At 46.8% G+C, this 12,504-nt stretch carries 14 protein-coding genes; 7 read left to right on the top strand and 7 right to left on the bottom strand.

Going from position 1 to position 12,504, the window contains the following annotated elements; all coding sequences use genetic code 11:
* Positions 1-48: 48 nt before the first annotated feature.
* From LEPBO_RS0112735 to LEPBO_RS0112715, 5 genes are all read right to left on the bottom strand, one after another.
* Entirely contained in the window at positions 49-288 is a 240-nt protein-coding gene (locus tag LEPBO_RS0112735; protein WP_017287959.1) for a DUF6737 family protein, read from the bottom strand.
* Positions 289-346: 58 nt separating this feature from the next.
* Positions 347-718 carry a hypothetical protein gene (locus LEPBO_RS0112730; RefSeq protein ID WP_017287958.1) on the bottom strand — a complete coding sequence of 124 codons (372 nt, stop codon included), beginning with the start codon at positions 716-718 and terminating at the stop codon, positions 347-349.
* A gap of 191 nt (positions 719-909) precedes the next feature.
* Positions 910-1,284 (bottom strand): hypothetical protein, encoded by a 375-nt coding sequence (locus tag LEPBO_RS0112725; protein ID WP_017287957.1) that lies wholly within the window; start codon positions 1,282-1,284, stop codon positions 910-912.
* Positions 1,285-1,326: 42 nt separating this feature from the next.
* Positions 1,327-3,069, bottom strand: a complete 1,743-nt coding sequence (locus LEPBO_RS0112720; protein ID WP_017287956.1) for an ABC1 kinase family protein — start codon at positions 3,067-3,069, stop codon at positions 1,327-1,329.
* 250 nt (positions 3,070-3,319) lie between these two features.
* Positions 3,320-4,432: a DegT/DnrJ/EryC1/StrS family aminotransferase gene (locus LEPBO_RS0112715; protein WP_017287955.1), complete on the bottom strand. Its 1,113-nt coding sequence runs from the start codon at positions 4,430-4,432 to the stop codon at positions 3,320-3,322.
* A gap of 110 nt (positions 4,433-4,542) precedes the next feature.
* On the opposite strand from LEPBO_RS0112715, the gene LEPBO_RS0112710 reads away from it, so the two are divergent.
* Genes LEPBO_RS0112710 through cofH form a run of 3 tightly spaced genes read left to right on the top strand, consistent with a single transcriptional unit; the run spans position 4,543 to position 7,231 of the window.
* Positions 4,543-5,304, top strand: coding sequence for an ABC transporter permease (locus tag LEPBO_RS0112710; RefSeq protein ID WP_017287954.1), 762 nt, complete (start codon positions 4,543-4,545; stop codon positions 5,302-5,304).
* A 51-nt stretch (positions 5,305-5,355) separates the two neighbouring features.
* Positions 5,356-6,111, top strand: coding sequence for a circadian clock KaiB family protein (locus tag LEPBO_RS0112705; protein WP_017287953.1), 756 nt, complete (start codon positions 5,356-5,358; stop codon positions 6,109-6,111).
* A complete protein-coding gene (gene cofH / locus LEPBO_RS0112700; protein WP_017287952.1) occupies positions 6,104-7,231 on the top strand; it encodes a 7,8-didemethyl-8-hydroxy-5-deazariboflavin synthase subunit CofH in 1,128 nt (375 codons plus the stop codon). Before LEPBO_RS0112705 ends, cofH begins: the two co-directional genes overlap by 8 nt.
* A gap of 21 nt (positions 7,232-7,252) precedes the next feature.
* Here cofH and LEPBO_RS0112695 read toward each other — a convergent pair whose 3' ends face one another.
* A complete protein-coding gene (locus LEPBO_RS0112695; protein ID WP_144056192.1) occupies positions 7,253-7,777 on the bottom strand; it encodes an SRPBCC family protein in 525 nt (174 codons plus the stop codon).
* Positions 7,778-7,886: 109 nt separating this feature from the next.
* Between LEPBO_RS0112695 and LEPBO_RS0112690 the strand changes: the two genes are divergently transcribed.
* A complete protein-coding gene (locus LEPBO_RS0112690; RefSeq protein ID WP_017287950.1) occupies positions 7,887-8,066 on the top strand; it encodes a hypothetical protein in 180 nt (59 codons plus the stop codon).
* Between the two features lie 86 nt (positions 8,067-8,152).
* Positions 8,153-8,572 carry a Na-translocating system protein MpsC family protein gene (locus LEPBO_RS0112685; protein WP_017287949.1) on the top strand — a complete coding sequence of 140 codons (420 nt, stop codon included), beginning with the start codon at positions 8,153-8,155 and terminating at the stop codon, positions 8,570-8,572.
* Here the strand turns inward: LEPBO_RS0112685 and LEPBO_RS0112680 are convergent.
* Positions 8,538-8,942, bottom strand: a complete 405-nt coding sequence (locus LEPBO_RS0112680; RefSeq protein WP_017287948.1) for a response regulator — start codon at positions 8,940-8,942, stop codon at positions 8,538-8,540. The two genes, LEPBO_RS0112685 and LEPBO_RS0112680, sit on opposite strands and share 35 nt — an antisense overlap.
* Positions 8,943-9,437: 495 nt before the next feature.
* On the opposite strand from LEPBO_RS0112680, the gene LEPBO_RS0112675 reads away from it, so the two are divergent.
* Both LEPBO_RS0112675 and LEPBO_RS0112670 read left to right on the top strand, forming a co-directional pair.
* Positions 9,438-10,805 (top strand): NAD-dependent succinate-semialdehyde dehydrogenase, encoded by a 1,368-nt coding sequence (locus LEPBO_RS0112675; protein ID WP_017287947.1) that lies wholly within the window; start codon positions 9,438-9,440, stop codon positions 10,803-10,805.
* A gap of 60 nt (positions 10,806-10,865) precedes the next feature.
* Positions 10,866-12,503, top strand: coding sequence for an acetolactate synthase large subunit (locus LEPBO_RS0112670; protein WP_017287946.1), 1,638 nt, complete (start codon positions 10,866-10,868; stop codon positions 12,501-12,503).
* Position 12,504: the final 1 nt, after the last annotated feature.

Raw genomic sequence — 12,504 nt, 5'->3', positions numbered from 1 at the left:
AAAGTGCCCAAAAAGGTGCCCAAAAACAGGGATAAGCTTTTGCCTAGGCTAGTTTGAACTATCATCCGAGCTATTGATCTTGCTTAAGTAAGCCTGCATCTGCTGAGGATAGATAATCAAGAAAAAAATTATCCAGGCTAAAATTGGAACTGCGACGAGAGTGGTCAGCCATAGTTTTGTGAACACAAACCAACTGCCAGCAATCATACACATTCCTGTGAGTAGAATTGACCAAGGCTGACACCACCAAGGTTTGTATTGCCAAATGTTTGTTGATTGATCATTCATAGAAGTGATATTGCTCAAGCCACAGTCAGATTATTTTACTAACTGTGGCTTGACTAAGCTATCCGGCAAACATTGCGCTTTTTGCTTGCTCGTTTAGAAGAACTTGTCCTTTACCATCCATACTAAAGTCGTGTCCGGGTTCATAACCTTGAGTGATCAGACGGCGGTAGAGCGTTACAGAGGTAATTCGGCGAATCTCACGCATCACGTAGCCTGGAATCACATTCTCGATCGCCCAACAGAATGCAAGCGGATCGATCCAAACTAAGCGTTCCAGACTTACAATCACCATTCCTGCTACATCACGGAGGGTGAGACGGCTCCTCAAATTCGCAATGACTGCTTTGCCGATTTCAGTATTTCGAGTGGCAAATGCACAGGCTAAACGGCTCAATTCTTGCTCAAGGTCTAAGCTAGTATGATCTTGCACGGGTTATTTATTCTCCTACAGAATCAGCAATATGTTGTTACAACAGGCGTGATTTTGTAGAAGTATATCTTGAGATAGATTTATAGCCTTGACCAAATAAGTAGCGTAATAAAACTTGATATCCTATCGTTTCAATGAAAAAGCGCTTGATGCCGTTGGTTGGATCAAGCGCTTTTTTAATTACGAAGAAATTAGCCCCAAGAATCGAGGTCGAGCGCGGCTGAACCGCCTTCTTCGATTTGGGTGAGAATTTTACCGAGTTGCCACCAGACGAGCCATGCTGTTCCAATCGTTAAAGGAAGCGAAATTGCATAGGCTAATCGAGTTGGAAAACCAAAGATTTCAACACCTGCTGAAAGAAAGAAAAACGCACCGCCTGCCATTCCTAGAAACGGGGTGAATAAAGATAATCCACGCATCGTCGCTAAGCTGCGAGTCGATTTGTTTTCTGACCATTCTTTCACCGATTGTTTTAAAACCGCTTGAAAGGCTGACCCAGAAGCAAGGCTTGCTAGGAGAGCAACGATCAATAAGAGGTAAGGAGGTTGGGGAAATAAGTATTGCACAGTTTTTTAGGACGGGTTCAAAGTTCGCTAATTCCCCATATCCTACCGTCCTAGCTTGATGCCCGTCAAAGAAGAGACGGTTGGAATTAAGGCAGCTGTCCCTGCGGTGGATAAGTCTGCGATCGCTTTCGGCAAGAGTGCTGCTCCGACTCCTAGCGCTGCTGTCCAGATTCGAGCCGGTTTGATATCGTCTTTGACGAGTTCCCACAGGCGCTGAACTTCTTCGGTATGTAAGCGATCGTCTTCTGTGAGAGCGATTAGAATTTGCTGCCGTAAGAATTGTCCTTCTTCGGATAGCAAATACTGTAGACCGAGTTGGGCGGTTGGAAGAATGTCGAAGCTCGAATCCGATCGAGCAATAGAAATCATGTTCTCTAACCGATGCCATTGGAACTTGCCATCTTTGAAGAGAACTTCAATCAGGCGGCGACGTAAGCGAGGGGATTCTCCGGTTAACAAGCGGCGCGCGACATACGGATAGGCAATTTCAACGATTTTGAAATTGGGGTCGAGCGTGAGGGCTAAGCCTTCTTGGGTGACGAGCGATCGAATAATCAATGCGAACTTGGCTGGAACCCGGAAGGGATAGTCATACATCAGTTCGCTAAAGCGATCGGTAATCGTTTTGAAGTTAAAATTGCCAACACTCTCGCCCATGATGTCTCCAAGTACAGATTCAAGGGCGGGAACGATCGGATAGATATCAGTTCCAGGCGATAGAAAGCCAAGTTTGACGAAATCGTGAGCGAGATCAACATAATCTTTGTTGATCAAATGAACGACCGCATCGACTAGCGTCTCTTTTGCTTCTTCTTCGAGCTGATCCATCATTCCGAAATCGATGTATGCCATTTGTCCGCCATTTTCGGTAGGAACAGCGAACAGATTGCCAGGATGAGGATCGGCATGGAAGAAGCCAAATTCTAAGAGTTGGCGCAGCCCGGATGTCACTCCGATGCGAATGATGGCGTTTGGATCGGCTCCAGCCGCTTCGATGCCTTCTACGTCAGTTAATTTGTAGCCGTTAATCCACTCTAAGACGAGCACGTGCTGCGAGGTATAACGCCAATAAATTGAAGGAACTTTGACGGAAGGATCATTGCGGAAATTCGTAGCGAATTTCTCGGCGTTGCGTCCTTCGTTAAGATAATCAATTTCTTCAAAGAGCTTGGTTCCAAATTCATCGACGATCAAGGTGAGATCGTGCCCTAGATTTAATGGGAGCCACGGGGCTAACCAGCCCGCAGCCCAGCGCATAATGTAGAGATCTAGGGTTAATGTGGGGAGAAGATTGGGACGTTGAACTTTGACGGCAACTTCTTCGCCTGTTTTGAGGTGAGCGCGATAAACCTGACCGAGAGAAGCTGCTGCGACCGGAGTTGTAGAGATTTGCGCGAAAATTTCATCGATGTCTGCATCGAGTTCAGTTTCGATGATGCGAAAGGCATGTTCAGTCGGGAAGGGGGGCAACTGATCTTGTAACTTGATCAGTTCATCCAGGTAATCTTGACGAATTAAGTCGGGTCGGGTCGAAAGGGCTTGACCGACTTTGATAAACGTGGGTCCCAGTTGAGTCAAGATTTGCCGAATTTGAGCGGCGCGCTTAAATTTGTTGCGGTCTGCAACGCCTCGCCAGTCGTCCCATTTCAGACCAAAGACAAATCCCGTAAATAGCAGTGTGACTTGCAGTGCTCGCCAGATGACTTGCCAGGGGCGGAAGCGGTAATGATTTGCGATCGCGTTGAAGTCGTAACGTTTGAGTTGAAAAAGCGGAGTTCGACCCACAGTTTTTTAGCCTCTTGATTCGATCGATGAAACGCAACCACCTGCAGCAATATCATCGTCTTTGTTCCGCTTCTTAACAACATTAAATTGTTGGAAGTTCCGGGATTTTCCGCTGGCTTAGCTGCCCTGTGATGATTACGATTTTTGTTATTTGCTCCTATTCTAGTATACAAAACTACATCTTTACAGCCCAAAATTTGATTATTGTGAGCGGCTGTAATCTAGATTCTGTAGTCTTTTCAGGCATCCGTTATCGAATCAAGCAGTCTTTCAAACTGTAAATGACTTGATCTTGCTGCTCTTCAGACAGTTCTGGGAACATGGGGAGTGACAAGACTTGGGCAGCCGCTCGATCGGATTCGGGAAGTTGTCCGGGTTGATAGCCTAACGATTTATAAACGGGCTGCAAGTGTAGCGGGATTGGATAATAAATCATCGAATTCACGCCTTTCGAGAGCAAATCAGCTTTGAGTTGGTCGCGGTTTTCGTGAACTCGAATCGTGTATTGGTTCCAAACACTCTGACCACCTGCGAGCGCTTGTGGAGGTGTAATGCCAGGAATTGAAGAGAGGAAAGAGAAATAGCGATCGGCAATTCTCGTCCGATTCTGATTCCAAGAGTCGAGATAGCGAAGTTTGATTTGGAGAATGACAGCTTGAACCGCATCGAGACGGCTATTCACCCCGAGTGCTTCATGGTAATAACCGCTGTAGCGTCCATGATCTCGAAGCATTTTTAGCTTGGAAGCAATTTCAGGATCGTTCGTGGTGATCGCACCGCCATCTCCACATGCGCCTAAATTCTTTGTGGGATAAAAGCTAAAACAGCCAATCTGTCCAATGCTACCCACACGTTTGCCTGCCCATTCTGCCCCAGTGCATTGAGCACAATCTTCGATGACTTTGAGTTGATGGGCATCTGCGATCGCCATCAGCTTTGTCATGTCTACAGGCTGACCAAACAAATGTACGGGAATGATCGCTTTCGTTTTTGGAGTGATGGCTGCTTCGATTTGATTGAGATCTAGATTGAAGGTTTGTGGATCGATATCAATAAAGACAGGTATTGCACCGACTGCGCTGATCGTTTCTGCGGTCGCGATAAAGGTAAAAGGTGTGGTGATTACTTCGTCGCCCGCGCCGATGTCGAGCGCGCGGAGTGCGAGAAATAGAGCGTCTGTACCGGAATTACACGCGATCGCGATATCAGAGCCTATATATTGAGCAAATGATTTTTCAAAGTTCTCGATCGCTGCTCCGCCAATGTATCGACCGGAAGCCAGCACCTCTAAAACAGCTTGATTAATTTCTGAACCGATCGCTTTAAATTGTTCAGACAGATCAAACGGGGGAATTGTATTCACTCAGCTTTACCACACCTGTAGTTAATTTGGTCTTATGCTTTAGACCGGAAAGGATTGAGATTGGTTTCTCAATTGGATCTAAAGATATCAGGCAAGGGGAAAATCGGGCAATGAATTTTGCGACGCAGGCGGTTTGGGCGATCGGGCTAGTTGGGGCGGCATTTGCGCTCTCGTCTTGGCAAAAATTAGGACTCGAAGGCAGTCTGATTTTGGCGGCAGGACGAGCGGTGATTCAACTTGCTGTGGTCGGATATGTCTTGGCTGTCATTTTTGCGCCACCGCTCAGTCCGATTTTGATTTTGTTTGTATTGGGGGTGTTGGTGATGATTAGCGCGATCGTGACGCGCAATCGGATTAGCCAGAAATTGCCATTGCCAGGGATTGTTGGATCGTTATTGATCACAACGCTTGTTACAGTAGCGTATGTTCAATTGATTGTGGTTCAGCCTCAAGTTTGGTATGAACCGAGATTTTTGATTGCGTTAGGGGCGATCGTGCTGTCTCAGGCAATGAATGCAGCAGCGATTTCGGGAGAACGTCTTTTCAATACATTAAAGTCGAATTCTTTAGAAATTGAGACGCGATTGAGTTTGGGGGCGACTCCAGCACAGGCAATTGAGTCGTATCGGAAAGACTCAATTCGGGCGGGAGTGTTGCCTGTGATCAATGCAATGTCGATCGTGGGTTTGGCAACGATTCCAGAGATCGTGAGTGGGCAACTGTTGGGCGGTGCGGAACCGATTCAAGCGATCGCATTTCAGATTGTGATTCTGTTTATGGTTTTGTTTGCGACACTGCTTGTTACCTTGCTTGTGACATCCGGAATTTGGCGAAAGTTCTTCAATGCACAGGCGCAGTTGATTCGATGGTGATTTCTGGCAAACAGCGATACACTGAGGGCAATCTTCTCGATCAGTGGCTTCGTGTTGAATCCTCACTTTCATCGATCGATTCCTAGCATTTTTAAGGGCATTGCGCTGTTCACGCCAGGCGGTGATCTGCTCTACTGTATCGATCCCGACAAGCAAGGGCGCTGGCATCTTAACTTGTGTATGGCGCTGCAAGAGGTTTTAGAGCTTTCGGAACCGCCTCATTTTCTAGTTCCTTGCTATACGGCAACGCTCGATCGCTGGTTTGATGCGAGAACGAATCAAATTCGGATCTTTGCAGAAGCGTATCCGCCTGTATTTCGATATCGAGCATTATTGAATACGGTGTTCGAGGCGGGTGATTTGCATTGGCAGGTTGCGCCTTCTCAAGAGATTTGTGATCCGATGGTTTTAGAAACGTATCGTCATCGGTTTCCCGAACTTTGGGAGAATCATGATCTGGTGATGCGATGTGATCCCACTCCGCCTGTCACGGTGCAGCAGCCTGCTTCTCCTTACCCGCAAGGTTATGTGTTGCGCTTGTTTGTCTCTGGCTACAGCGCTGCAACAGCAAGGATTTTGCAGAATTTACATGAGTTACTAGAAGATTCCTTGGAACATCCTTACACGTTGAAAGTGATTGATATTTTTAAGCATCCCGAGCAGGCAGAAGCTGATCAGGTTTCTGCAACGCCTACACTGGTAAAGGTATATCCGCCTCCGGTTCGTCGCATTGTGGGGAATTTGGAGGATGTCGATCGAGTTTTAAAAATTTTAGGTGCTTTGAATGAAGGGCTGAAGGATGATTGATGCAATTTTAGACAAAGCAGAATCTGGGTTAGATCTGTCTGTGGATGAGGGGGTTTTACTGCTGAAGCAGACAGATGTGGATGTGATTGAGAAGATTCGGCAGAGTAGCGATCGCTTGCGACAAAAACAGGCAGGCGAGACAGTGACTTATGTGATCAACCGTAATATTAATTACACCAATATCTGTGAGCAGCATTGTAGCTTTTGTGCTTTTCGACGAGATGAAAGCGACGAAGGATCTTACTGGCTAGATTGGTCACAGATTCTAGAAAAAGCAACCGATGCAGTCCGGCGAGGCGCGACTGAGATCTGTATGCAAGGCGGGTTGAATCCGACAGCAAAGGTTCAAGAGAGTTCATTAAAGTACTATCAAAAGCTAGTTGAGACGATTAAGTCTGAGTTTCCTGAGCTACACATTCATGCGTTTTCGCCGCAAGAAGTGCAATTTATTGCGCGAGAAGATCGATCGACAATTGCCGAAGTCATTGTTGGGTTGAGAGATGCGGGTGTCGATTCGATGCCGGGAACTGCTGCGGAAGTTCTAGATAATCAGGTGCGTAAGATTCTTTGTCCGGAAAAGATCGATGCTGAAACTTGGATTGAGATTGTTCAAACCACTCATCAGCAAGGAATTCCCACGACTAGCACGATGCTATCAGGACACATTGAAACTTCAGAACAACAGATTCAGCATTTAGAGAAACTCCGATCGATTCAACAGTCGGCTCAGCAGCTTGGATTGACTGGGATCACTGAATTTATTTTGTTGCCGTTTGTCGGGAAAGAGGCTCCGAAACCTTTGCGGCGCAGAGTTGGACATGATCAGCCGATTCTTGCTGATGCGCTGTTACTGACGGCTGTTGCTCGAATTTTTCTCGGCAACTGGATTCCGAATCATCAGCCAAGCTGGGTGAAGCTAGGACTGGCAGGAGCGGTTGAGGCGCTGAGATGGGGCTGTAATGACATTGGCGGAACTTTGATGGAGGAACATATCACGACAATGGCAGGAGCGATCGGAGGGACTTGTATGGAGGTAGAGACGTTGCAGACTGCAATTCGTTCTCTCGATCGACCTTATGCACAGAGAGATACATTGTATCGGTTGCTGGTTTGTGCCTAACTTCGTCAGAGCCAATGTTTTCTAAGATTGTCCTGAGCAGATGACTGATCGCATTTGCCGTAGATTTGTGGGCAAATCAAGCTTAATCGTTTGCTCAATCAGAAAACTCGGAACTGGAATCGTTGGAATTGCCTGCACTGAATAAGTCAGGATCGTTCCTTCTCCATGCGGCTGTAGTTTCAAATCGGCATGAAACTCGCTAAAGCTACCAGATTCTAAGTAAAACTGAATCCGTTGTTGTTGCGTTTCTAACACACTCAGCGAAATCTCGACCTGAGCCGTAAACATCATAAATGCCTTACTTGCCACTTGGTACAGCCGTTTTACACCTTGGCGAGACAACACTTGACGAATCTCACTCCGGGTCACGTCCGGAAAATATTGCGTCCAACGTGGATAATCAGTCACCTGCTGCCACACTTGAGGTAATGCGATCGGTAAATACATCTGTGCCGTCACCGCTCCACCCCAAGCCGAATGAGCGCGAGTCTCTAGCAAAATTTCGCCGCGCATCAGGGCAACTACGTCGCGTGTTAACGTCATCATGAGCGTCACTCCCACACCAAAGGATCGATCACTCGTTACGATAACAGGCAACGCATAAAATAAGTGCATTAACTCTATAAAGATTGTAAAAATTCTCCCCCGAACGAAGATGAATCAACCCAGTAACTCTAGAGCAACAGTCTATATCGTAGTTTTAGCGATGACCGCGATCGTATGGATCTTGCGCGGTATTGGACTTCTTGCCTTCTTGCCAGGATTCGTTTTGTGGATTCTGATTTTCCTGTCGATTATTTTGACGATCGTGAATGGGTTGATCGAAGTTCGATAAGAACCTTTCTCTAGAGAGATTAGTAAAGCGATCAAGATCAGAATAATGACTAATATGCAGACCTTGATCGTTTACATTTAGCAACTATGAATTCTTCGGCTTTACCGACGCGCGGGCAGTTAGAAAGGACACTATCGCAGCGAGTTCAGGCGTTTTATCGGACTCAGTTAGGACATCAGCCCAGTCGAGTCCAATGTTATATCGCAGACGGCAAAATTACGATCGTGCTAGAAGACTCGATTACCAAGCCTGAACAGTTGCTAATGGAAAACGGACAAGAGCAACTTGCAGAAAAAGTACGAAGTGACCTCGATAAAGCACTGCATCCGCAGTTGAGTACGATGATTCAAGAGATCGTTGGCATTAAAGTTGTGGATATCTTCAGCGATGCGACGTTTGATACGGGGCGCAGTGGCACGATTGTAGTGTTAGAAGAAGCTCCGCAGCTACGAGAATCACAGCCAAAACGCTCTAGAGAAGAGAATGCTGGGGTAAGTGACGAGTAACGACCTCGAAGAGATCGTCTAAGTCATAAGGTTTGCTGAGATAGTCATTACACCCAGCGGAAAGAATACGATCGCGATCTTCGTCTCTGGCGAGGGCGGTGAGCGCCACAATCGGAATCTTAGCAGTCAGTGCAAACTGACGAAGCTGGCGAGCGACTTCAATCCCACTCAGGTCAGGCAGTAAAATATCGAGCAGAATTAAATCAGGCAATTGATGCTGTGCTAGCTGAAGGGCAGCTTGACCTGTTGTGGCTGTGACGACTGCACAAGACGTAACGGCTTCAAGCTGGCACTCCATCAAAGTCAGATTGTCAATGCTGTCATCCACAGCAAGCACGATCGGCTGTTCGGAAAATTTTGATGAATTCATGAAAAACGGTGTCCAACTCAGGTTTCTTTTGTAACCGTAAGAAAAGCTCACTTCAAGAGAATCCTGGTGGAGCAGGCTGCGACTGCGCTCAGCCCTCAAAACTCGTAAGTTACGACTGAACGAAACTCACGCCACGGCAAAATTCTACTGATTTAGACATTCCTAAGCGCTGAGTGAAGCATTTCTAAAGCGGCAATGAAAGGGCGCTTTATTAATCTGGTTGTCGCTGTCCTCATGATAGCGAAAAATGCATGAACGATAATATTTAGTTACATGAGGTTTAGATTGGCGGGAATTCCAAATTTATATTGATTGAGTATATTTAGTTTGCAACAATAAGTACAAAACTTAATGTATCGGAGAATGCTTCTGATCACAGAATAATAAATAGCTTCTTCAGTGCGGAAGTGATTATCGCTGCATCAATCTGTTAGAACTGAAGCAGAATATGTTGTGCAAGTCGTAAAAGAAGTCACGACTTGTAGGAGGGAACGTATGGCGATCGCTACAGTTAACCCGTTCACTGGGGAAACAGTGAAGACATTTCAAGCCTTGAGTGATATTGAGATCGAACAGAAGCTTAGCTTGGCACAGGCGCAATTTTTGAAGTATCGAACGATTTCATTGAGTCAGCGTTCGCAGTGGTTATCCGAAGCCGCAACTATCTTAGAGCAAGAGCGCGATCGCTTTGGTAAACTGCTGACGCTAGAAATGGGAAAACCTTTGAAGGCAGCCATTGCAGAGGTAGAAAAGTGCGCGCTGGTCTGTCGGTTCTATGCGGAACATGCGGCGCAATATTTAGCGGATGTTTCGGTTCAAACTGATGCCACAACGAGTCTGATCAAATATCAGCCGTTGGGTATCGTTTTAGCTGTCATGCCTTGGAATTTTCCATTTTGGCAAGTGTTTCGGTTTGCGGCTCCTGCATTGATGGCTGGGAACGTGGGACTGCTCAAACATGCTTCTAATGTGCCGCAGTCAGCTTTAGCGATCGAAGAGATTTTTACTCGTGCTGGTTTCCCGGAAGGAGCGTTTCAAACTTTGTTAGTGGGTGCTGACAAAGTTGCTGCGATTGTTGAAGACGATCGCGTGAAAGCCGCGACTTTAACCGGAAGTGAACCTGCTGGCGCAAGTCTCGCTGCTACTGCTGGAAAGCAAATTAAAAAAGTTGTTCTCGAACTCGGGGGCAGTGATCCGTTCATTGTGATGCCGAGTGCTGATTTGGATCAAGCGGTTCAAACTGCGGTAACGGCGCGGATGATCAATAACGGTCAGTCTTGTATTGCAGCCAAGCGGTTTATTGTTGCCGAAGAAATTGCAGATCAATTTATCGATCGCTTAGTTGAACAATACAAGCAGCTAAAAATTGGTGATCCAATGTCAATGGATACTGACATTGGACCGCTTGCTACTCCTGGAATTTTGCAAGACTTGGATCAGCAAGTTGAGATTTCAGTGCAACAAGGTGCAAAAGTCCTGATTGGGGGTCATGCGCTGCGCGATCGACCGGGTAATTTCTACCTGCCAACCATTCTGAGTGAGATTCCGAAAGGCTGTCTGGCTGAGCATGATGAGTTTTTTGGACCCGTCGCACTGGTGTTTCGCGTGCCGGATTTAGAGAGTGCGATCGCGCGGGCAAATGATTCACCTTTTGGGCTAGGTGCGAGTGCTTGGACACAGGATCAAACCGAGCAAGATCGATTTATTTCAGAGCTTGAAGCGGGGGCTGTGTTTATCAACGGTATGGTCAAATCGGATGTGCGGATGCCATTTGGGGGAATTAAGCGATCGGGCTTTGGGCGGGAGCTTGGACGCGAAGGCATCTTGGAGTTTGTCAATGTCAAATCGGTTTGGGTGAAGTAAATTAAATCGATCAATCTGAGCTATCAATAACAAGTCAAAAACTACTGAGGAGGATGATCGGTGAATACAGCAGAGTTACTCGTTCGATGTTTGGAGGCTGAAGGAGTTGAATATATCTTCGGCCTGCCAGGAGAAGAAAACCTCCATGTGTTAGAAGCATTACAAGGCTCATCAATTCGGTTTATCACGACTCGCCATGAACAAGGTGCAGCTTTCATGGCAGACGTGTATGGACGATTGACTGGACGAGCGGGGGTCTGCCTGTCTACGTTAGGACCAGGGGCGACAAATTTGATGACGGGTGTGGCTGATGCAAATCTCGATCGCGCTCCTTTAGTCGCTATTACGGGACAAGTGGGAACCGATCGGATGCATATTGAATCGCATCAATATCTCGATTTGGTGGCAATGTTTGCGCCTGTGACCAAGTGGAATGCTCAGATTGTTCGCCCGAGTAATACCGCTGAGATTGTTCGTAAAGCCTTCAAGATCGCTCAGACTGAGAAGCCCGGAGCCGTCCATATTGACTTGCCTGAAAACATTGCTGCGATGGCAGTAGAGGGCAGTCCCTTACGTCCTGACAACATTGAAAAGTCCTTTGCTTCGTTTCGGAGTATTGAGAAGGCGGCGGCAGCCATTAATGAGGCGAAGAATCCATTAATTTTGGTCGGAAATGGTGCCATTCGCTGCGATGCCAGTGAGATGCTCACCCGATTTGCGACTCGATTAAATATTCCTGTCGCGAACACGTTTATGGGAAAAGGCGTGATTCCTTATCCGCATCCCTTAGCCCTCTGGGCGGTAGGGCTTCAGCAGCGAGACTATATTAGCTGTGGGTTTGACCAGGCAGATTTGGTGATTGCGATCGGCTATGACCTGATCGAGTATTCGCCGAAAAAATGGAATCCAGAAGGGACGATCCCTGTGATTCATGTTGGAAGTACTCCGGCTGAAGTAGATAGTAGCTATGTGCCGATCGCGGAAGTTGTAGGAGATATTTCAGATTCATTGCAAGAGATTTTGTATCGCTGCGATCGCGATGGTAAACCGGAACCGCAAGCTCTGCATTTACGGGCGGATATTCGCAGTGACTATGCGCAATATGCTGATGATCAAGAGTTTCCGATTAAGCCACAAAAGCTAATTTATGACTTGCGGCAAGTGATGGGCGCAGAAGATATCGTGATCTCAGATGTCGGGGCACATAAGATGTGGATGGCGCGGCACTATCATTGTCATCGTCCGAATACTTGCATTATTTCAAATGGATTTGCAGCGATGGGGATTGCAATTCCGGGTGCGATCGCGGCGAAATTGGTGCATCCCGATCGCAAGGTTGTAGCAGTCACGGGAGATGGCGGTTTTATGATGAACTGTCAGGAGTTAGAGACAGCGCTGCGGGTCGGTACTCCGTTTGTCACGATCATTTTTAATGATGGGGGCTATGGCTTGATTGAGTGGAAGCAGGAAAATCATTTTGGGCATTCCTCGTTTATCAAGTTTGGGAATCCCGATTTTGTCAAATTTGCCGAGAGCATGGGATTGAAGGGTTATCGTATCAAATCAGCGGAGGAGTTAATTCCGACCTTGAAAGAGGCGCTAGAGCAAGAGGTTCCGGCGGTGATTGATTGCCCGATCGATTATCGGGAGAATTTACGATTTACGCAAAGAGCAGGCGATTTAAGCTGCGCGATTTAGG

The sequence above is a fragment of the Leptolyngbya boryana PCC 6306 genome, assembly GCF_000353285.1.
In the GTDB taxonomy this organism is placed as follows: domain Bacteria; phylum Cyanobacteriota; class Cyanobacteriia; order Leptolyngbyales; family Leptolyngbyaceae; genus Leptolyngbya; species Leptolyngbya boryana.
This window is presented reverse-complemented; position numbering and strand designations above follow the sequence as displayed.